General features: G+C 34.4%; 25 protein-coding genes. 14 read left to right on the top strand and 11 right to left on the bottom strand.

Translation table 11 applies throughout. The features are described 5' to 3' along the window. The first annotated feature begins 1 nt into the window (after position 1). From fliS to ACRXC1_RS15345, 10 genes are all read left to right on the top strand, one after another. Positions 2 to 391, top strand: a complete 390-nt coding sequence (fliS, locus tag ACRXC1_RS15300; protein ID WP_392861197.1) for a flagellar export chaperone FliS — start codon at positions 2 to 4, stop codon at positions 389 to 391. Then, entirely contained in the window at positions 391 to 801 is a 411-nt protein-coding gene (locus ACRXC1_RS15305; protein WP_433660094.1) for a hypothetical protein, read from the top strand. Before fliS ends, ACRXC1_RS15305 begins: the two co-directional genes overlap by 1 nt. 108 nt (positions 802 to 909) lie before the next feature. After that, positions 910 to 1,608 carry a hypothetical protein gene (locus tag ACRXC1_RS15310; protein WP_392910996.1) on the top strand — a complete coding sequence of 233 codons (699 nt, stop codon included), beginning with the start codon at positions 910 to 912 and terminating at the stop codon, positions 1,606 to 1,608. A gap of 9 nt (positions 1,609 to 1,617) precedes the next feature. Next, positions 1,618 to 3,261 (top strand): glycosyltransferase family 9 protein, encoded by a 1,644-nt coding sequence (locus ACRXC1_RS15315; RefSeq protein WP_433660098.1) that lies wholly within the window; start codon positions 1,618 to 1,620, stop codon positions 3,259 to 3,261. Beyond that, entirely contained in the window at positions 3,245 to 3,385 is a 141-nt protein-coding gene (locus tag ACRXC1_RS15320; RefSeq protein WP_433660100.1) for a hypothetical protein, read from the top strand. The genes ACRXC1_RS15315 and ACRXC1_RS15320 overlap by 17 nt, the downstream gene beginning before the upstream one ends. Positions 3,386 to 3,394: 9 nt before the next feature. Beyond that, positions 3,395 to 5,068 (top strand): glycosyltransferase family 9 protein, encoded by a 1,674-nt coding sequence (locus ACRXC1_RS15325; RefSeq protein ID WP_433660102.1) that lies wholly within the window; start codon positions 3,395 to 3,397, stop codon positions 5,066 to 5,068. After that, entirely contained in the window at positions 5,065 to 5,685 is a 621-nt protein-coding gene (locus ACRXC1_RS15330) for a hypothetical protein (RefSeq protein WP_433660104.1), read from the top strand. Before ACRXC1_RS15325 ends, ACRXC1_RS15330 begins: the two co-directional genes overlap by 4 nt. Next, positions 5,634 to 7,139 (top strand): sensor histidine kinase, encoded by a 1,506-nt coding sequence (locus ACRXC1_RS15335; RefSeq protein WP_433660106.1) that lies wholly within the window; start codon positions 5,634 to 5,636, stop codon positions 7,137 to 7,139. The genes ACRXC1_RS15330 and ACRXC1_RS15335 overlap by 52 nt, the downstream gene beginning before the upstream one ends. Further along, positions 7,120 to 7,482, top strand: coding sequence for a response regulator (locus tag ACRXC1_RS15340; protein WP_392910984.1), 363 nt, complete (start codon positions 7,120 to 7,122; stop codon positions 7,480 to 7,482). The genes ACRXC1_RS15335 and ACRXC1_RS15340 overlap by 20 nt, the downstream gene beginning before the upstream one ends. Continuing rightward, positions 7,483 to 8,379 carry an NAD(+)/NADH kinase gene (locus ACRXC1_RS15345; RefSeq protein ID WP_433660108.1) on the top strand — a complete coding sequence of 299 codons (897 nt, stop codon included), beginning with the start codon at positions 7,483 to 7,485 and terminating at the stop codon, positions 8,377 to 8,379. It begins immediately after the preceding gene. Here the strand turns inward: ACRXC1_RS15345 and ACRXC1_RS15350 are convergent. From ACRXC1_RS15350 to ACRXC1_RS15395, 10 genes are all read right to left on the bottom strand, one after another. Further along, positions 8,376 to 9,104, bottom strand: a complete 729-nt coding sequence (locus tag ACRXC1_RS15350) for a UDP-2,3-diacylglucosamine diphosphatase (protein WP_433660110.1) — start codon at positions 9,102 to 9,104, stop codon at positions 8,376 to 8,378. The genes ACRXC1_RS15345 and ACRXC1_RS15350 overlap by 4 nt on opposite strands. A 30-nt stretch (positions 9,105 to 9,134) precedes the next feature. Next, on the bottom strand, positions 9,135 to 9,806 hold the full coding sequence (locus ACRXC1_RS15355) for a hypothetical protein (protein WP_433660112.1): 672 nt from the start codon (positions 9,804 to 9,806) through the stop codon (positions 9,135 to 9,137). Positions 9,807 to 9,923: 117 nt separating this feature from the next. Then, positions 9,924 to 10,754, bottom strand: coding sequence for a flagellin (locus ACRXC1_RS15360; protein WP_433660114.1), 831 nt, complete (start codon positions 10,752 to 10,754; stop codon positions 9,924 to 9,926). A gap of 402 nt (positions 10,755 to 11,156) precedes the next feature. Continuing rightward, positions 11,157 to 11,990 (bottom strand): flagellin, encoded by an 834-nt coding sequence (locus ACRXC1_RS15365; protein ID WP_021267426.1) that lies wholly within the window; start codon positions 11,988 to 11,990, stop codon positions 11,157 to 11,159. Between the two features lie 162 nt (positions 11,991 to 12,152). Further along, entirely contained in the window at positions 12,153 to 12,455 is a 303-nt protein-coding gene (locus ACRXC1_RS15370; RefSeq protein ID WP_433660117.1) for a hypothetical protein, read from the bottom strand. Next, positions 12,456 to 12,914: a D-glycero-beta-D-manno-heptose 1-phosphate adenylyltransferase gene (rfaE2, locus tag ACRXC1_RS15375; RefSeq protein WP_433660119.1), complete on the bottom strand. Its 459-nt coding sequence runs from the start codon at positions 12,912 to 12,914 to the stop codon at positions 12,456 to 12,458. Next, entirely contained in the window at positions 12,914 to 13,636 is a 723-nt protein-coding gene (locus tag ACRXC1_RS15380; protein WP_433660121.1) for a hypothetical protein, read from the bottom strand. The genes rfaE2 and ACRXC1_RS15380 overlap by 1 nt, the downstream gene beginning before the upstream one ends. Before the next feature lie 34 nt (positions 13,637 to 13,670). Next, the gene (locus ACRXC1_RS15385) at positions 13,671 to 14,393 is read right to left on the bottom strand and encodes an RsmE family RNA methyltransferase (RefSeq protein WP_433660123.1); all 723 of its coding nucleotides are present in this window, start codon (positions 14,391 to 14,393) and stop codon (positions 13,671 to 13,673) included. A 3-nt stretch (positions 14,394 to 14,396) separates the two neighbouring features. Continuing rightward, a complete protein-coding gene (locus tag ACRXC1_RS15390; protein WP_433660125.1) occupies positions 14,397 to 15,365 on the bottom strand; it encodes a 50S ribosomal protein L11 methyltransferase in 969 nt (322 codons plus the stop codon). Further along, complete coding sequence (locus ACRXC1_RS15395; RefSeq protein WP_433660127.1) at positions 15,349 to 16,869, bottom strand: ABC transporter substrate-binding protein; 1,521 nt, start codon at positions 16,867 to 16,869, stop codon at positions 15,349 to 15,351. The genes ACRXC1_RS15390 and ACRXC1_RS15395 overlap by 17 nt, the downstream gene beginning before the upstream one ends. Positions 16,870 to 16,983: 114 nt before the next feature. On the opposite strand from ACRXC1_RS15395, the gene udk reads away from it, so the two are divergent. Genes udk through ACRXC1_RS15415 form a run of 4 tightly spaced genes read left to right on the top strand, consistent with a single transcriptional unit; the run spans position 16,984 to position 20,173 of the window. Further along, positions 16,984 to 17,634: a uridine kinase gene (udk, locus tag ACRXC1_RS15400; RefSeq protein WP_392957745.1), complete on the top strand. Its 651-nt coding sequence runs from the start codon at positions 16,984 to 16,986 to the stop codon at positions 17,632 to 17,634. Continuing rightward, positions 17,634 to 19,241, top strand: coding sequence for a ribonuclease J (locus ACRXC1_RS15405; protein ID WP_433660129.1), 1,608 nt, complete (start codon positions 17,634 to 17,636; stop codon positions 19,239 to 19,241). The genes udk and ACRXC1_RS15405 overlap by 1 nt, the downstream gene beginning before the upstream one ends. Positions 19,242 to 19,259: 18 nt before the next feature. Beyond that, on the top strand, positions 19,260 to 19,775 hold the full coding sequence (locus tag ACRXC1_RS15410) for a hypothetical protein (RefSeq protein ID WP_433660131.1): 516 nt from the start codon (positions 19,260 to 19,262) through the stop codon (positions 19,773 to 19,775). A gap of 11 nt (positions 19,776 to 19,786) precedes the next feature. Then, positions 19,787 to 20,173 carry a hypothetical protein gene (locus ACRXC1_RS15415; protein ID WP_392910955.1) on the top strand — a complete coding sequence of 129 codons (387 nt, stop codon included), beginning with the start codon at positions 19,787 to 19,789 and terminating at the stop codon, positions 20,171 to 20,173. A 71-nt stretch (positions 20,174 to 20,244) separates the two neighbouring features. On the opposite strand, the gene ftsZ is transcribed toward ACRXC1_RS15415, so the two are convergent. Continuing rightward, positions 20,245 to 21,786 (bottom strand): cell division protein FtsZ, encoded by a 1,542-nt coding sequence (gene ftsZ / locus ACRXC1_RS15420; RefSeq protein WP_433660133.1) that lies wholly within the window; start codon positions 21,784 to 21,786, stop codon positions 20,245 to 20,247. Positions 21,787 to 21,800 lie beyond the last annotated feature (14 nt).

Below are 21,800 nucleotides of genomic sequence, written 5' to 3' on the forward strand. Positions count from 1 at the left end.
AATGAGTTACGGTTTAGGAGCCTACAAACAAACATCTGTAAAAACAGCAAGTAAAGAACAAATCTTACTTATGCTTTATCAAGCTGCAATTAAGAACTGTAAAAGATCAATTGAAGCTATTGAAAAGAAAGATATTGCAGGAAAAGGACAATATATTGGGAAGCTTCAAGATATTATTATAGAGCTTAATAGCAGTCTAGATTTTGAAGTTGGTGGTGATGTAGCAAAAGAGCTTTCTTCATTATATGACTTTATGCTTTTTTCAAGTACACAAGCAAATATCAAGATTGATAAAGAGCCCCTAAAAGGAGTTTTAGAGGTACTAACAACTCTTTACGAAGGGTGGCAAGAAGCTGTTAAACAACTAAGAGTTGAGCAGAAGGCCAAATAATGGCAAATATGGAGATCTTTGACAAGATCACGAGACACCTTGAACTCATGGGACTTCTTGTTAACTCAACGAAGTCCATGATTAGCTCATGTCATAATGGCCGTTATGACCTAGTCGAACATATTTCAGAAAATAGAGAAAGGTTGATTAATATCATTCGCCTACTCCAGGATGAAATAGAAAGTGAGCTGCAAAATAATAAAGCTATTTATCCACAAGAAGATATGGAAATCTTCAAAGCATGGATTGGTGATGTTACAGAACTAGTTCAAGAAAACCAAAGACTCGATGAAGAGTGTTTAAACCTCTTGGCCCAAGCAAAAGAGTCAACTACTAAAGAGATCTCAACAGTATTCAAAAAGCGTCAACAGTTCCAGGGATACAACCTGAACAATGTAAAGAACAGGTAATACTAGACCAGTTTGCCCCCTTAATCAAAACTATAGTATAATATGGTGGAGCTCTAGGATAGAGCTTCACTTATACAAAAGACCATTGGGCCTTAGGACGAGGAAAATATGGAATTAATAAAAGAATCAGCACAAGCAATTCCTGCGAAATCACTTTCTTTTTTAGATATTCATTCTTATGAGATTAAACAATCGCGTAGTAATTTGAAAGTACCAGTTATTAACGGAGTACATCTTCATTCGAACTACCATCCAGCAAAAGAAGCTAAAAAGTTAATCGCCAACATTGAGCATCAGCTTAAAGAAAATAAGAATTTATTAATATTAGGTTTAGGTTTTGCCTACCATGTTTATGAAGCCTGTAAACTTCTAGAAACGTACCATGGACAAGATTACAAAGTTATTGTGATTGAACCAAATGAACAAACGTATGCAGAATGTATTAAAAACAACCTTTTCCCTAATAAGAATATAGAAGTCTATGCTACAGATAATATCGCTAGCATTTATAAAGAAAAGAATGTCGCTTCTTTCCTATCGCAAAAGCCGACAATTCTAACACATGCTCCGTCTTTTTCACTCTATAATACATTTTACAAAGCATTTTTAGATTTTGAAGCAAGTAGCAAAATCAGTGACTGTATTGAGCACATCAAGTCGAGTGAACTAAAGTCTCTTTTATATAATGCTGATCAAGACAAAAGCATTGATCAACATATTGAAAGTGCCATTTATCAAACAAACCAATTTAAAAATAAAAATGATTTTTTACTCCTAGCATTTGATGCAGTTATCAAGCAAGGATAAGAGGAATAGATGAAAGATATACTTATTATCAATTTCAAAAGACATGGTGACATTTTCCAAATGGGAAGACTTATTTCTTCTATCAAGAATAACAATCCTGATGCCAACATCACTGTTTTAATTAATAAAGAATTTGAAAAATCAGCGCAGCTTCTTAACGGTGTAAAGAACATTATCACTTTAGATAGAAAGAAGATTGTAAGTTACAAGAAAAATAAAATCTATTCGAACGGCTTTGCTCTTGATGAATTTGGCAAAACAATTAAAGAAATTAATAAAAGCTGGAATTTAGTAATTAACTACTCTAATGACCGAATTTCAACAAGTCTTGCATCATACCTAAACAAAGAATTCAAAGGTATTCAATTTGATTTAAATTGTAATGTTAAATATTCAAATGAATGGGCCGTCGTTTTCAACGATATTTTAACGCAACAAAAATATGCACCACTTAATTTTAATGACTGTTATCACAAGATGGTGGGTATTGAAGAAAATAATTCATTCAACGCTTTACATGTATCAAATGAATACAACAAAGTTTGTCATCAAAATTTCTTAAAGATGAGAAAAGCAGAAGGAAAAATTGATCCCAAACTAGTTGCAGTACAATTAACAGCTTCAAACATCAATAAAATGATTGAAAGACAAGAGCTAATAAACTTAATAAATAAACTAAATCACAAAGAAGACACAATTCCAATTTTAGTTATTGCACCAAATTCTGAAGAAAGATCATATGCTAACAAGATCAATTCAGAACTAGAGCAAAAGGCCGTTACAATTGAAGCACAATTCAGTGCACTACCTTCAGTACTAATTAATTGTGACCTTTTAATTACACCAGATACAGCAATTAAACATATGGCCGACATCTTAGATGTTCCAACAATAGAGCTTTCAATGGGACCTTCTCCATTTCTAAAGCAAGGATCGACTAATCAAGAAAGCATCATAATCACTCCAAGAGTGAAGGATCGAGACTTTGCCTATGGACCAAGTGCACATACAGAAAAGCAAGTTAGAAATAATGAGATCATAAAAGCAGATGATATTGTTTATGTATTAGATAAGTATTTTCTAAACAAAGATGTTCAAAATTTAGAAAATACTGATATTTCAATCTATCAAATTAAACATGATGAGCTAGGTGGATTCTATAAGAATATAGAAGGCCGTATGGATACAGAAATCGAACTTGAAAGATATCTTTCAAGAGACTTCTTATATCGAAAGATAGAAAGAAAACATCTATCAGGACACGGTATTGTAGAAAGTGATTTAAATTTCACATCAAGCTGGCTAGAGCAAGCACAAGGAGAGCTAATAAACTCTTCGAGACATGTATTAGCGGCAATTAAAGCAACACTCGCTAAAGACACAGCGAAACTACAACAAAAACTAACAGAAATAACTTCATATATGGGGCACACATCAGATTACTGTGCACTACCATTCTTATTTTATAGAGCAAAAATTAATAATATCGAAAACCCGACACTACCTGAAGTAGAGCATATTTTAATCGCCTTAAAAAATGACTTACAAATACAGTTTGAACAAATCAAAGAAGTTTCAAATCTAATCAGAGAAAGTCGCAGTAGATTACGTAAAGAATCTACAAAGGAATTATTAAATGAATCAAGATCGTAACACTTTAAAGAAAGAATTCTTTAAAGAACTTGAAAGAATACAAGAGAAACAAGTTAAAAGAGAAAACTTGAGTGAAGATGATATGTCTTTTTTATATCTATGCTCTATTTTAGAAGAGGAATAGGAGAATTCTATGAACGCCTTAAAAAATGAAGCAGATACAAAGAAGACAATTGCCATCATCCAAACAACAAGAATCGGTGACCTTCTTCAAACATCTCATGCGGTAAAATTACTTAGAGAAAATCATCCCGAGTATAGAATTATCTTAGTCGCTCGCAAGAAATTTGCCTCTCCAATTATGTTCCTACTAGAGAAAGTCTTTGACGAAGTCATTTCAATAGAACATAAAACAGCAATGATTGGTGCTGATAATGTTAGAGAGGCACTATCAAACCTAAAAAAACAACTAAAACAAATTAATGATCAAAACATTGAAGTTTCGATAAATCTCGCATTCTCAAAGTCTGCGACCTATCTTCATTCATTAATAGACTCAAAAAACAAAGTCGGTCCTCATTTCAATGATCTACATGAAAGAGTCATTACAGACAGATGGTCACAATATCTTTACTCTACTGTTATGAGAGGAGACTTAAATCCTTACAACTTAGTAGATCTATTTTCTTCAATTATTGGTACTACAAAGAAACTTACCCACTTAAGTAATAAAGATTTTTCGAAAGAAAAGAAAACTAATTTATTAATTCATCCATTTGCTTCAAATGAAAAGAAGATGTGGAAAGCAAATCGTTGGGTAGAGGTAATTTATCAAACACTTAAAAAGAATGACCAAGTAAAAGTTTATATTTGTGGTTCCAACCAAGATCAGGAATCGTCAGATGAGATAATAAACTCAGAACTTATTAGACCTTTTAAAGATAGAATTGAAGCTTGGATTGGGCTAGACCTTAAAGAATTATATTCTAAAGTTGATAATTCTTTTCTATTTGTTGGTCACGACTCAATGATTGGTAATCTATTAAGTTTCAAAAACATAAAAACATTAACGATTTCACTGGGAACAGTTAGGCCCCATGAAACTACTCCTTATGCATTAGACAACTATAATCTAGCTCCAAAAACAGAGTGTGCACCATGCTTTCCTAAAGATGAGTGTAAAGATTATAAGTGTCATAACGACGTTCCGTACAACATCACACATCAATGTATTGGTCAGTTGTTAAATAATAATAGAATCGATATTGAAGAGCTCAACAACTCATGTTCTTCTCTCTCCCTTAGCAGGGTAAAACTATATCAATCAGACATGCTTGATAATGGTGACTTAATCATTAACGAATTATTACATAAGGAACAAGATGCAAAAGAAGTTATGCGAAATTTCTATCACATTGCGTGGACTAGCATTTTTACTGAAGTTAACACTAGCATGGATATCCCTTCTTTTAATCTTCAAGCTAAAGCACAATTAAGTACACATATTAAGGGAATCGAAACTCTATATGAGCTTTCCGAGTTTGGAAAGAAGTACTCAAGATATATTATCGAAGAGATTAGCAAGAATACTCCTAGTTTAGAAGAAATTAAAAAGTTCTCTGCAAAGCTAGATGAAATTGATCGTTTAAGTGATCTTGTAGCGACTTCTTATCCCCTACTATCTCCAGTAATTGATTTTGCAAAAGTTGCTAAGAATAATCTACAAGGAAGCAATCTCGTAAATTTATCAGAGGCTGCATTCTACACATACAATGAGATTTCACTCATGTGCAGTGTTCTCTACGAGTTCTTCGAAAAATGCTCACTAATAAATAAGGCCAAGCAAGAGGCAAGGGAAAATATATGATCACATTAGAATTAGGAAACGATAGCTTTTCTTTGGATGGAAATTCAATTTCCCTAAGACAGGCCATCACAGCAATTGAAACAGATGGTATTTCTACAAATGAATCAATCACAGGTGTAGTCATTGAAGACAAGACATTTCCGATTAATGAAGTTGGTGAACTACTAGACTATACACTTGAAGAGTTGGGATACCCAAGCCTTCAGATTAAAAATTCTTACGAATTAGCATTCGAAGCGCTTGAAGATTGTAATCGTTATATTAACGAGTTAATTGATAAAATCTTAATTACAACGGATGAGTTCAATAAGGGTAATATCGATCAGGCCAATCTCTTTTTTGCCGATCTAATTGAGCTACTGGACCTCTACGTTCATTTAATTACAAGAATTCACGCAACTGCAAGAAAAGCTAACAAAGAATATTTTTCAGATAAAGAAGTTATTAAGAATCTAGAAATCCACCTATTTTCAGTCATTAAAGCACTAATACCAGCGCGTGAAAACAATGATATTGTGATGCTTTCTGACTTGCTAGAGTATGAACTAATAGATAATCTTAAACAGTGGAAAATCAAAGCAATACCACTCATTCAAGAGTCGAAAATAAATTACTAAATATCTATACTGACAAGGCTGTCTTGGAGTCCAACTTTCAAGACAGCAACTTTAAGACGACTTCAAAAAAAAATTCCCAATTACAAATTACAAAAATTAACGACTCAGAAATTGAGCTGAAACTTAATAGTAAGAAATTCGTTCTATTCAACTCACATGATTTTATACTCGATAACCTTGTTGATTCCAAAGAGCTTATTTCAAAAATTGATAAAGAATATCAATTCAAAAAGAAAGATAATATTCGTTCATTTCTTAAATATCTGACTACAGCAGAAGGCTTAAACGGATTTAGTTCGACACAGATATTGATTCATCAAAAAGGCACAACGAATATTTATTCAATCACGTATAAAAATGATGAATATTATGAAACCTATCAAGAACCTACCTTTTTCAATACCCTCTTTGCAAAGGTAAGAAAGAGTAAAAATAAATCCTTTGATCAAAAGGAATTATTAAATAAGGACATTCAACTTGATGGACACTTCTTGGCCAAAGAGCTTTCTTTTCGTGATTATAACTTAATTATACTTTTATCACGTAACGATCTATTTCCTATTGCAGATACAGATCGATCTATCTTTAATGATTTAATTATCAAATCTATTCCGAAGTTATTTAATATTATTACAATTGAGAGCAGCAGGCAGTCTAAATTAGAAAGTGACCGAATCTTAACCAATTTTCCTATCGACTCATTTATTATCACAGAAGAAAATGTTGAGATTAATCGACTTGGAATTGAAGTCCATCAACAAGATACAAGCTCTCTCCACCATGAAAGAATCTTACTCATGGGTGAACTATTAAACACGTTGAGACACGAGCTTAGTAACCCTCTTTTTGGTATTGATCTGTCACATAACTTACTTATTGATCAAACTAATGACTTTGATGTCAAGGATACGCTCTCACATATTTCAAATAGTGTGAAACGATCACAAGCTATTATTCAAGAGTTTTCAAACCTCTACAAAGATGACGAAGAGTTTACTTCAATTTCGCTAAAGAACTTAATTTCAGAAACTATAGTTTTAACTAAATCTGAATCGCGCTCACACAAAGTAAATTTCAACATGGAAAATGATATAGAAATCATGTCGAATGGAACACTTTTAAGCCAAGTAATATTTAATCTACTTATTAACAGCTCTCAGGCCCTAAGTGAGAATAAAATAGAAAATTCAAAAATAGACATTCTCGTTAGCGAATCAGATCAAAATATTATTATCGATATAAAAGATAATGGCCCAGGGGTTCCTGACTCTTTAAAGAACAATATTTTTAATCCATTCTTTACAACAAAGGAGACAGGGACAGGACTCGGCCTTGCCATTTGCAAAAACCTAACAAAGAAAATTAATAGTGATATATCACTAATTAATAGCAATAAAGGGGCACACTTTCAAATTAGTGTCCCTAAGGTACACAATGAAAATACTAGTCGTTGAAGATGAACTACTAATTCAAAAAACTATTGTAACATTACTAAAGCGAAAAGGTGTAGAAGTAATGTCTACAGCAAGTGGGAAAGAAGCAATCGAACTCATCAAAACAAATAATTATGATAGAATTATTTGCGATTTAATGCTTCAAGATATCACTGGTTTTGATATAATAGAAGAATCCAAAACAAAGTATAATGAAGCTGAAATATCAAACATTTTCTACATAATCACAGCTTATAGCTCCGAACAAATTGTAGAACGTGCTTCACTATATGGATGTAAGGTTATTCAAAAACCTTTTGATGATATCAATAACTTTATAAATGAAGTTACAGTCGAGGAATAAATGGCAGCAGCAAATAAAGTAGCAATTATCTTAAAGCCAAAAGTAGTTTCAGAATTTACTACTGTTTTACCAAATCTAACGAACTGGCTTAAGAGAAGAAAAGTTGATGTATTCTTCGAAAAATCACAAGAGGCAAGAATCTTAAAAATCTTTAAGAACTATAAATCTGAAGATTTTAACTTTATTAATAGAGACGAAATTTCTAACAGATGCAAAATTCTCATTACTCTTGGTGGTGATGGTACTCTTATTGGAGCAGCAAGAACTAAAGATATAAAAAAGTTAAATATCTTTGGTATTAACATGGGTAACCTAGGTTTTATTGCAGAATTTGCCAAACACGACTTCTACGATGGCCTCGAGATGGCCCTTAAAGGAAAGCTTAAAACACGTAAAGTTCAGATGTATCAAGCAGAGATTACAAGACCTGGACAAAAGAAAATAAAATTAAATTTTTTAAATGATGCCGTGATTACTAAATCTGGTATTTCCCGAATGTTTAATCTAGAACTTGAAGCAAATGGTGAAAGTATTTACAACCTAGCTGGTGATGGTCTCATCGTCAGTACGCCAATTGGATCAACAGCATACTCTTTAGCAGCTAATGGACCAATTTTACACCCTAGCGTTAAGGGAGTTGTCCTAACACCAATTTGCCCACATGCCCTCACACACAGGCCAATGGTGCTACCAGATAATGAAACATTGAGTATTATAATTCCACGCGGACAAGAAGATATCTACTTAACAATTGATGGGCAAAAAGAATTTAAACTAGAACCAAAAGATGAAATTCTAATTAAAAAGTCTAGAAGTAGTCATGTGAATTTTTACATTAATGAAGAAAGAAATTACTTTAGAACATTAAAAGAGAAATTTAAATACGGGCGTCGCTAATTTAAATCAAGTTCCTTAAATTGATAGTTTTCATTAATCATCAAGTACTTATTTGAAACAGGAACATAGCCACAATTATAATATGAAAAGTTATCAGATTTAAACTCATCTTGATAATGGCTGTGTCCACATATAATAACATCGACATTATATTCATTTGAAGCAATCTTAGCACTCTTTCGAAATTTATCTCGAATACTTCCATTAAGCTGTGTTTGGCCATACCTTTTCTCATTACGCTGTCGACTTTTATGAGATAGGTAATCCCCTATTGCTTTCACAATTTTATAATTAAAAACATATTTAGAAATAAGGGCCAGAGGATAACTTCTAATAAATCCACGCCAAACCTGATAACTAAAATTTTCAATTTCAATTTCATCACCATGACAAAAGAGAACTTTTTGATCATTTATTATTTCAACAAATGGTTTGGTCTTTACAATAATTCCATTATCCGTAAGTAAATCTTCAATATGAAAATCATGGTTACCTTGGATATAATAGATTGGTATTCCACGGGCCGTAATTTCTTTTATGCGATTAAAGAACCAATCATATTGTTCTTCGTATTCCTGGTAGCTTCCAACCATTAAATCAAAGATGTCTCCAAGAAGGTAAATACGATCATTTTCATTAAAGTTAATAGCGAGAAAATTTTTAAGGTATTCAGAATTTTTTTGATCCCATTTCACATGGATATCAGATATCACATAACTGCTCATAGAATTATCATATCGGAATCGCAAAGATAATCAAAGAAGATCTTTCATTAGTTTGTCACAACCACTTTGTAACTTCTTAACATGCTTACGATATTCTGGATTATTTTCAATGGCCACTGCTATCCGATAGGCTCCATATGGAAATCTCGATATCTGATAAGGTTTTATCTTCTTCTTGTTTACAACATTTCCTTTTACATGAATTTTTTCATTTGCAAAAACAACTTCAAAATTTAAAACCTCATTCTTACTATTAAAGAGCTGTTCATATTGAGAAGCTCCTAAAACAAATGAAACGCCTCCTTCACTGATATCAAAAATCTCATACCTTATATTTTGAAAACAGCTATACAGTGGAATGAGTGGTTCGAATCGTTCGTATTCTCTTCTCTCTAATCGTTTTTCTTTTATTGGATATGAAATTTCGAGACTATTACCGTGAGAAGCATTTAACTCACTAATAAAGATTAACTGTATGTCTGGAATGTAGAGTTTGAGAAGTCCTGGTCCGCGAACGAAGTGGGCCAAGCTATCTCTTAGTCCATCTTCTATTGTTAGGAAGATCTGTTTAGCAAAGGCATTAAGACTTTTAATTTTCACTGGAAGCCTAACAATATTTTGATCAATAACGTCCCAGATAATGACTTCACTGCCCTCTTTAATGGACTCAATAATATCTTGTTCAAACTTCTTTGTGCTCATCTTATTCTCAATTCCTAAATGACATACTCCTTATTTAAAATACGGTCTCGCTTCTCTCCTGCGCGAGACCGTTTTAATTATTTAAGAAAGGAGTGGGGGGTGTGTCCCCCATTTTTATTAACCTACTAATCTAAGGGCAGATGAATTGATATTATTAGCCTGCGCTAATGATGCAATCCCTGCTTGCTTAGCAATATTAGAAGAAGCAAGTTGCGATGACTCATAGGCCACATCTGCATCTTCAATAACTGATCTAGAAGCATCTAGGTTTGTCGCCTGAATCTCTAGGTTGTTCACAGAAGACTGGAGTCTTGACTGAACCGCACCAAGATTTGCTCTTTGCTCAGAGAGGCTTGAAATTGCCTCGTCGACATTCTCCATCGATCCTCTTGCATCATCTTTGGAAGCAACACTAAGGCCTGAAATATTAAGTGCTGATGCCGTTGCATTTGTTTGAGAAGGGTCATATTGAATCTGCCCACTATCTCCGGCAAAAGTACCAACTTGAATATCCATCTCTGAACCAGATCCATTAAGTAATGAGATCGATCCGAATTTTGTCGACTCAGCAATTCGGTCAACTTCTTTAACCAATTGCTGATATTCCTTATCAAGGAAGCCACGCTCAGTATCGCCAATCGTATCCGATGCGGCCTGTACTGATAGCTCTCTCAATCTTACTAAAATATTACTTGTTTCATTCATGGCCCCCTCTGCGGTTTGTACCATCGAGATACCATCATTTGCGTTTCGAGAAGCCTGACGTAAACCCTTGACCTGTGCTTCCATATTCTTAGCAATCGCTAAACCGGCAGCATCGTCAGCGGACTTATTAATCCTCTTACCACTCGATAATTTCTCCAAGGCTTCCCCTGAAGCTTTCCCTGTCTGTTTAATGTTTTTCTGCACCATCTGTGCAGCTGTATTAGTTGCAATACGTAAACCCATTTTTTTCTCCTTTCCTCACGTCCTACTAAAAATAGCTTTCAGACAAAATTAGTGTTCACAAATACCTGTTCGTTACACTCGGTTAAATACTTTAGTGAATCTCTCAGATAATTGGAAAAAAGTAAGTAAATCAATATAAATTCAATAAGTTAAGTATTAAGGAATCAATAATAAGTACTTAAAAAGAGGAGGAAAATCGACATTATTTTTTGTCACTAATAAATGATTAAGATCATATTTTGAAATAGATTTTATGAATACAATAAGGACTGAGCGATTCTCTCTCCTGAGTTTCTGCTCTTTCAAGATTCTAGTGGGCCACGTGAAAGCGTGGCCTTACTAAAAAAGGGCCTCTTGCGAGACCCCTTCATTTTAGATGTTGCTTTCGATTTAGATTTTTACTTAACCGATCAGTCTTAGTGCACTTTGGCTCGAAGCATTTGCTTGCGAAAGAACAGAAGTTGCTGAACTAGTAAGGATATTTGCCTTAGCTAAGTTTGCAGACTCTGCTGCTACATCAGTATCTCTGATTCGTGAATTAGCGGCACTCATATTTTCATTAGAGATCTCTAGGTTATTAATTGTAGACTGTAGTCTATTTTGTAAAGCCCCTAGCTCCGCACGTCCACCAGATACAGATGTCATGGCCTTATCGATAGCTTCAAGGTTAGATTGAGCGTCACCTTTTGTTGCTACAGATAAACCTCCAATTCCGAGATCTTCTGTTTTAACTGATACTGCTGATGGCTTGAAAGCAATTCTGTCATTTGTCTCATCATTATTAAGACCAATTTGGAATTCCTTATCTTCACCTTCACCATTAATTAGTGTCGTTCCGTTAAATTGTACTGACTCTGCAATTCTATCAACTTCTTTTGTTAGTTGTTGGAATTCTTTATCAGTAAATTCACGTTCAGTATCACCAATTGTATCCGATGCAGATTGTACTGAAAGTTCTCTTAGACGAACTAAAATATTTGATACTTCGTTCATCCCACCTTCAGCGATCTGAATCATCGAGATACCATCACCCGCGTTTCTTGCCGCTTGTTGAGTACCTCTAATATTCGCTCTTAACTTTTCAGATATCGCAAGTCCTGCAGCATCGTCACTGGCCTTGTTAATTCTTGAACCTGATGAAAGCTTATTTAAAGATTCATCTTGTGTTCTTTTAACTTGTCCTAAACTTCTTTGTGCTGCAATTGACTGTGTGTTCGTGTTAATTCTTAATCCCATTACTATTCTCCTCGAATAAGCAACCTCCTTGTGTAATTAGCGCTGAAACTCCTTGTCTCAACAAATTAAATCCCAAAACAACCAGACCCATCTGGCTGCAATACCCATAACGGTTACTCGGAAATATTCTTGAGGAAAAAGTGGTAGATTTTTTACTTTTTTTTAAGGTAGTCGATCATTCAAATCAAGCATATAGTCGACCATTTCAGTCGGTGATTGAATTACTTTTTCGATTGGAAATCGATTCTTTAAAGAGATATTGATAAATGCAAACTCAGCGTTGGCCATATAGTGTCTGCTTCGAAGATTAGTAATATCAATATCACACTCTTTAAACTTTAATAGAACAGGAAATCCAAATTTTAAAGTGGCCTTAATTGTTTTTAAAATATGAGCTGTGGCCACTTCAGTATCAGAAATATCGTTCGAGATAATTGCGATATCATTTTGAAAATGAATATACACTTAAGAACGGCCTTGGATTTTTTCAATTAGATTAGTCGTTGAGTAACCATCTTCAAAATTTAAACTTAAAACTTGTCCACCGTTAGCAGTAACAATGTCATGTCCAACAATTTGATCAATGGCCCAATCACCACCTTTAACAAGAACACTTGGGAGAACAGCATTGATAAGGTCATAAGGAGTATCTTCTTCGAAAATAAAAACCTTATCGACGGACTTTAAGTTTTCAAGCATAAACTGACGATCATCTTCTGAGTTCACAGGACGATCTTCACCTTTTAAGCGCTTAACACTACTGTCTGAGTTAAGTCCGATAATAAGAATATCACCAAGTTTCTTCGCTTCATTTAAATACATTAAATGACCTCGGTGAAGGATATCAAAGCACCCATTAGTGAATACAATTTTCTTTCCACTAAAGTGATTCTCTACATATTCCTTTGCTTCTTGATATTTCATTATTTACTCTTTTTAAGGCTATTCCCAAAGAATTTCTTATCTAGTCCTAAAATATATGGAAGTCCTAGTAGTGGGATAGAAATGAACTCAAAAAGAGTTCTTTCAATAATCGTATTAAAAGCAGCCTCATTTGATAGCTTTGGTTTTAGGCCACAAATATACTGACCAAGAGTAGGTCTGTAGACAGATGTAATACGATAAATAATATGGATAAGCACAAATAGTGCTATTAAAAATCTATAATTTGAATTTTCTAGTGTTATTTCAATAAATGATTCTAAAGGAACTCCACTTACTAAAAACATTGCGGCTAAGGTAACAGTAAAAATAACTAGTGATACACTCATATCAATTACATAAGAAGCAAATCGCCTCATGATAGAAACATCTTGCGACTTATTCTTTATTTCAATTTCACGATTCACCTTAGGGATTTCAGATTCAGTACCTTTACGATAAAAAGCTTCAAGTTCTGAAGGAACACTCATCTCTTTTTCACGGCCAAGAACTTTGTTAAAGTTATTTACATGTGATTGAGTTGGAGTAACTTCTACTCGTGCACTTTTTAAAACATCTTTACTCGCCTTTCCATGATGGAAACCAAGTCCTTCATTAATAGGCTTAAAAGGAATATCCTCGATTCCAAAGTCTTCGAAATTATCGAAATCCTCTAAGTCATTTAAGCGAATTGGTTTCTTACTATTTTGTGATTCTAAATTCATCCCTGGGCCCTCTTATAATAGGATGACACATTTTTTATTTAACATCAAATTTTCCAAGTACATAGCCTACGATTGTTAGTACTGCACTTTCTGTTTTGAGAATAGGAGTTGCAAGCTTAAGGCCCATAACATTATTCTCTTTCAACATTAACTCTTCTTCACGACTAGAAAGTCCACCTTCTGGTCCAATGATAATTAAAATACGTTTATCTTTAATGCTGTCTATACTTTCAATATCCATACCATTTGAACGAGATAATGTCGTTAAGAATATATAATCGTATTGATGGAAGATCTCGAATAAAGCATCAAGGCTTGCTGTTTCGTGGTGAACGATTGGAAAGTAAGGATTGTTTGATTGAATTAACGAACTTTCAATAACAGAGTTCACGCGATCAAAATTCTTTATTGACCAATTTGAGTAGTCTGCTTGAAAAGGAAATATTTCTGAGATGCCGACTTGAGTTGCATTCTTAAGAGAGCTCTCAAAGGCTTCTCTTTTTGGAAGCCCTATTGCTAAATCAATATGAGTATATTTCTCAATCTTCTCAAATGCTAATATCTTTAGTGAAACTTCACGCTTCGTGCAGTTAATCACTTCACTTGTATAACGGCCACCTTGTCCATCTAATAATAGTACTTCATCACCTTTTTTGACTCTTACGGCCTTAATTAAGTGATGGCTACGGTCATCAGAAAAACTAAGTATACCATCGATAGATGGAGAGAGGTCATCTCTAGTATAAATAGCGCGCATGAATTACTCCTTTTTTAGAAGAATTGCAGACCAATCACCTTTAGATAATACATCGATTTTCTTTAAAGACTTATATTCTTCAATAACAGCATCAACCTGTTCATTTAGAATACCAGAAAGGATGATATAACCATCATCAGCTAGTGAGTCTAAAAGAACTTCTTTTTCAGAAACAAGAACATGCATAAGAATATTAGCAAAAACAAGTTTATACTTATCATCTAGGTTGAATCGTTTTCTTGCAATAAGACGATGACCATTAAGACGGTCTTCATTTAAATTCAACTTAAGGTTTTCGTGACAGTTATCAAGGGCTGCAGGATCGATATCAACAAAGTCGACTAGCATATCACTTTTCTTGATAGCGCCGATTCCTAAAATACCTGAACCACAACCAAAATCTAAACAAAGATCTTTCTCTTTAAAAGAATCCTTTACTGCCATAAAATGCTTAAGGCACAAGTATGTTGTTTCGTGCTCACCTGTACCAAATCCCATGCCTGGAATAATATAAATATTATTATTGTTTTCTTTATAATCTTCTTCTTTGAACCACTCAGGAATAACACTTAACTCAGGAGTTACCTCAATCGGTGCGTAGTGCTTTTTCCATACTTCGTTCCAGTCAGAGTACTCTTCATCTTTAACTTCAATTGATAGATCCATCTCTTCAATTGCTTTTGCAAATTCATGGGCCCTATTAATATCTCCCTGAAAGAAGAAATAATTAAACTTCTTAATATCTTGATCATCTGAAATATCAACGACTTCATCAATCACAGACTCAGGAACGTCTCCACCAGAATATGCTCTCTCACCAAGAATCTCATCCACTCGATCTTCTTCCATTGAAAACTCTTCAATTCCATCAACTTCAAATTCATTAAGGGCGATCTTATTCACCTCTTCACATTGTGAGCTACTTTGAAATTCAATCGTAACAATTTTAAAGATTTCAGTTTTTACAGACATTCTCAATTTCCTTTAAAACTAGAAAATTTCCATTAGGATAAATTTCCTTAAGTTTTATACATTTACTCATTACCCAAATGACATTTGGATGCCATAAGCTAATATATGGGTATTGTTCATTTACTACTTGATTGGCCTTCTTATATAGAGCAACTTCTTTTTTCTTATTGATAGTCTGCTCGGCCTTATTAATTAAATTATCAAAATCCTTATTATCAAAAAAGACACGATTTGCACCTTTTGGGGCCATATTTTCAGAGTAAAATGCGAATTTAAGCATATCCTGGCCTGTAAATCCTACCCAACGCCCTAAATAAAGATCGTATTCTCCCCTTTTAATTCCTCGAAGGAACGTTCCCCACTCTTGAGGTACGACATTTACGACTATGCCAAATTTCTCAAACTCATTTTTAATGATTGTCACTAGTTCTTGTTGAAACTTATTACTGCTCGTCTTCCAAGTTAGCGAAAATGTCTTTCCATTATTGTCATACCAAATTCCATTTTTTCTCTCAAAACCTGCTTTATTAAAAAGCTCAAAGGCCTTCTTTGGGTTGAAGTCATCAACAGGTGTATCGATATAAAAATTCTTGAAGGATTTTGCAAAGAGGCCATTTGAAGCAACGGCATTATTTTTAAACTTGTACTTAATAATCTTATTTCTAGGTACAAGATGGCTTAGTGCCTTTCGCACATTTTTATTCTGGAGAATATCTTTTTTCTGGTTTAGTCCGATGTAGTTATAATCTGTTCCAAGTACTTTTTGTACATTTACATCACTATTCTTTTCTAAGTAATTAACCTTTCTAGGAGAAATATTGGCAACAGATAAGTCAATTTCACCCTTGATCAGTTTTAATGAAAGTGTGGTCTCATCTTTTACAACAACAAAATTCAAATCATAGTGATCTGGCTTTAAAGACTTCAAGTCGATTTGCAACGGCGCAATCTTTGCTATTTTATAGTCTCCAGCACCTACTAAATCTGACATTTCAACTTTCTCAAGCTTTTCATAATTAGGGATTTGAATAATTTTAAATAGGACTAAATTCGGTAAGTGATCAAGGCCAAAACTCTTATAGATTAATTCGAAAGTTAGTTCATCGATAATTTTAACTTCTTTAATATTTCCAAAGGCGAAGCGGAAAATCGATTTAATCTTCTCAGTTTCCGTAAAATAAAAATGAGACTTTTCCACATCTTTTGACGTTAAAGGAGCTCCGTTTGAAAACTTTAGATTTGGTTTAAGTTTAAATCGAATCTTATATGAATCTAGCGTGCGATACTCTTTAAAGGATTCGCATAATTGGCAAATCGGTTGCATATTGCTGTTGAAATCAATAAGTGAGGCATTCACAAGTCGATTAATATTTTGAGAGTTTGCATCTGTTGAGAAGAATGGACTCAAACTATTTGGAGATGACGAAATAGCGATGTTGAGACTCGCTCCATAACCCATTGAAGTTAGGAAAATAAATAGTAAAAAAGATAGAAATCTAAACATCGAATATCCCTGACGAATGACACAAATGTAATTATTATAAGATTATCACCTCTTTTATTTGATGTGAACTCAATCTATGTTAAGTTACTGAAAACATTAAAACAAAGGTCATCTATGAAGCTAATTGGAATCACTGGTGGTTCAGGTTCAGGAAAAACCACTTTTGCCTCAAAAGTAATTTCTAAACTACCCAAAGAAAAAGTATCTGTTTTATCTATGGATTCTTACTATCTACCAGAGCAACCAAAAGAGCATTATACAAAATCAGGACGACCAAATTACGATCACCCTAAAGCATTTGACTGGAAACTCTTGCAAGAACATATCACGGCCCTTAAAAATGATGAGCCTATTGAAGTTCCAAATTACGATTTTAAAACAAGTAGTCGTACAGCAACCACAACAACATTAAATCCTACTCCAGTCGTTCTTTTTGAAGGAATTTTTACTCTCTTTGATCAGGAAATTAGAGAGAAGTTAGATATTCGCTGCTTTCTCCATGTAGAAGCAGATATTCGCTTTACTCGCAGACTTAATCGAGATGTTGCTGAACGTGGAAGAAGTTTAGAAAGTGTTATCAATCAATACTATGACAGTGTTCGACCAATGTATGAGAAATTCCTAGCGCCTCAAAGACAGTATGCTGACTTTATTGTAGGTGAAGAAACAGATGTTTCCTCTGAAATCTTAGCTGCCAGACTTGTCCAATTTATTGAACAAAATAAAGAGTTCGAACTACTACTAAACACAACGAAAGGATCTTAATGTCTAATTTAAATATTTCACCTCTTGGTGGTGTTGGACAAATTGGATCTAATGCGACTTTAGTTTCTTATAAGAATACAAATATTATTATCGACAGTGGGATTCTATTTCCCTATGAAGACTGCTTTGATATCAATTATCTTATTCCTGATTTAAAAAATGTGGATGTTGAAATTAATGCTCTCATCATTACTCACGGCCACGAAGACCATATTGGTGCAATCTCGCATTATATTGAAAGATTTCCAGAGGCAGATGTCTATGCTCCAACATTTGCGAAAGAGCTAATAGAAGACAAGTTGTCGTACTTAGATCTTTCAAAAAGAATTAACAAACTTGAAAGTAAACTTGTAATAAATGAAATCGAAATTGACACGATTCATGTTAATCACTCGATTCCAAATACAAAAGGAATCCATCTTGGTATCAAAGAAATTGATACTGGAGTTCTCTTTATTTCTGATTTCAAGAGTGACTTTAATTCTATCTATGAAGAGCCTATTGAATTAGAGAAAATTAACCTCTTATCAAAAAAGTATAACAACCGCCTTGCGATGCTGGACTCCACAAATATCACAAGTAGTAATGAAAGAACGACTTCAGAGTCCGAGCTAAAAAAAGATCTACTCTCTTTTATCTCTGATGCAAAAGGACGAGTCTTTATCACATGCTTTGCTTCTAATATTCATCGTCTACAAACAATATTCAATATTGCTAAAGAACTTAAGCTTAAAGTAGTTCCTTATGGGAGATCTCTACTTAAGTACACACAAATTGCTAGAGATTGTGAAATTTTTAATGACCATGGCCTTGTTCGTGAAGTTGAAAGTGTTACAGATTTAAAGAAGAAACATATTATTCTATGTTCAGGGAGTCAGGGAGAATTCAGAGGAACTGTTAAGAGAATTACAAGTACCAGTGATAAGTACTATAAGCTAAATGAATCAGATACTTTTATCTTTAGTTCAAAAGCAATTCCTGGAAATGAAAAAAAACTAGCTCTATTATACAATGAAATCACAGAGAAAGGTTGTGAGGTAATCACACACTTTAATGGATTGATCCATGCCTCAGGACACCCTGGTAAAGCTGACCTTAAAGATGTTTATGATAGTTACCAACCAACAATTGCGATTCCTATACACGGCGAAACTTATTTTTTAAGAAAACATTGTGAATTTATCAAATCAATCCTTCCAATGACCGATGCAATCGAAATTAAAAATCACGATAGCATCTCACTATATTTAAATGGTAAAATTAAAGTTAGTCGCTCACAAGAGATCCCCCCAATTCTCATTCATGGAAATCGTATTGTCATCGAAAGAGAGAAGATCTCGGAAAGACGCAAGATGGCCACTCTCGGGACAGTCTTTGTCTCAATATCGAAAAATAGTATTGCACGCTCCCAACAAAGAGTTCACATAACGACGATGGGAATTCCATATGAAGAAGAGCAAATTAGTCAACTACAAGAAATTTGCTTTGATTACTTCAATGAAAAAGGAACAATTGATCAACGAAGTGAACGAATTCGAGTGGCGGTTAGAAGATATTTTCAAAATATCCTTGGATATAGGCCCCTGGCCATTGTTCATATTTGCTAAGTCCATTAAACTAATTACATGGACAACTCGGTTATCATCATAGCACTACTTGTAATCATTGCTATTGCGCTTTTTTTACTAATTGGCGTCTTTGCATTTATCGCATTTCGTAAAGAGATTCAAAAAGAAGAAACTCAAGACGGAAAACTTACCGATAAGATAAACACTCTATTAGAAAAAAATAAACCACAAGAAAAAATTCTTGGGTTATGTAGTATTTGTGAAAAAGAGCTCGTTGAAAATGATTACTTTAATGTCGATTCACTTCATCTGTGTCGTGATCATTTTAATCTCTATTCAAGACACGAGTGGGTTGCAATTACCAACGAAAGAACAACAAGCGATACACCGGAAAAAGGTGTCTATATCTATAATTTCAAGAAAGATACGTGGGATAATGATAATATTCCAACCTTCATTCTATGTGAGTACAAAATTGATGTGGAAAGCGATTTAATCGAAACCTATGTTCAACTCCATGTACAAAAAGAAATAGAAGATGAAATGAGACAAAGATTGAAAATACAAAAATAAGGGAGAACGTAGTGAACGATCTTGAAATCCTAAAAGGCCAAATTAATCAAATCATGGAAACTAATAAACCAAATGTTGTTTTCGATTCTAAGCACGATCGATTAATAAGAGATTGCGAAAAAGAATTAACTTCAGCTGGATTAAAACAAAAAGTATCTTATACGATTGATGCTCTTATGCCTGAAAAAAGAGATTCAAAATTCGGAGGCGGTCAATTTAGTCGCTGGCAATATGAGTTAAGCTGGCAGGATTGGGAAGGTAACTTCAGACTCGTACTAAGAAATATTCCACATAATAACTCTAAGCTTCTCATTAAACTTCCAGAAGACTTTAAAGTTGATACTGCGGAACTCCTCGAGTCTTTTAAATCTAATATTCTTAAAACAATTTCTTTATAAAAATAAAAAAAAGAAAGGGCCCTACAAGGGCCCTTTTTTGATGTTTCCATCAATATACTTTGGGGGGAATCCTATCGCTCTACTTGGCGAAAAGTTTCATTTCCAGAAGTTTGTGGAGACTCCTCTTTTCTTAGATAAGAAGGAGTATCTAGTTCATCTTCATCAAAGTTGATAAAACCAAGCTTTTCAGCAATTGATTTAGGACGATCAGACTTTTCCGTCGCAGCATTATTTCCTGTTAATACTTTTTCATTTGCCCAAGGATCAACTTCCGACTTCGATGCTTCGTACTGAGACGCTGCTTCTCTAATAGAATCAGTTAGACTAGGTCTTTGAGAAGTCTCTGAGTTGTCACCATCAAATGAATGAGTTCTTACAGGCTCTTGAGCAAGTTCTTGAGCTTGTTGTTCACGTTGAGCTTCCATTTGAATCTCTCTCATCGCGTCGACTTGTGGATTCGATTGAACAGGAGTTTCATGATAAGCCGCTTGTTGAACAGCTGGCTGAGCAAGAGGTTGCTCATAAACAGTCTTTTCTTCAACTACTGGAGCAACAGGTGCAGCAGGAGCTGTATAAACAGGCTTTGACTCTTGAACAACAGGTCTTCTTACTTCTTGTTGTGGAGCTGCATTAACAGTAGCTTCACGTCCACCAAGACCAGTTGCAATAACTGTAACCTTGATATTGTCTTCAAGTTCATCATCAACAACTGATCCAAAGATAACTTCTGCATCTTCATCAGCTGCTTCCATAATTAGAGTAGCTGCTTCGTTAACTTCATGCATAGTCATTGAAGATCCACCAGTGATATTAATGATGATACCTGTTGCGCCATCAATTGAGATATCCTCAAGAAGTGGTGAAGAGATTGCTTCATTAGCAGCTTTAATTGCTCTATCAGGCCCAGAACAAAGACCTGTACCCATAAGTGCAAGACCTTTATTAGACATAACAGTTGAAACGTCAGCAAAGTCAGCATTGATATGACCAGTTGTATTGATAAGGTCAGAAATACCTCTAACAGCATTTAAAAGAACTTCATCAGCCTTCATAAAAGTTTCTACTAGAGAAAGACTCTCACCAGCAAGTTGTAGTAGTCTCTGATTTGGAATAGTGATTAGTGAATCAACGTTTTCCTCAAGAGTTTGAATACCAGTTGATGCCTGTCTCATTCTCTTCTTACCTTCGAAGATAAATGGTTTAGTCACAACACCAACAGTAAGTGCACCTAGTTCACGTGCAAGTTTTGCAAGTACAGGAGCTGCACCAGTTCCTGTTCCACCACCCATACCGGCAGTGATAAATACCATGTCAGATCCTTCAAGAACCTGGCTTAGCATTTCATACTCATCTAGAGCTGCTTTACGACCAACTTCTGGGTTTGCCCCAGCTCCAAGACCTTTTGTTAACTCAACACCAAGTTGTACTTTTGTTGGTGCAAGGTTAACAGCAAGTGCTTGTGAGTCAGTGTTAGCAACAATATATTCAACACCAGTTAGACCGGCCTTAATCATTGTGTTTACGGCATTACAACCACCGCCACCAACACCAACAACGCGAATCTTCGCGCCTTCAGTTAATTTTAATTCGTTGTTGTCAGAAATTTCGAACATAAGTTCCCCCTTAT

Source organism: Halobacteriovorax sp. GFR8 (assembly GCF_050955245.1).
Classification (GTDB): Bacteria; Bdellovibrionota; Bacteriovoracia; order Bacteriovoracales; family Bacteriovoracaceae; genus Halobacteriovorax_A.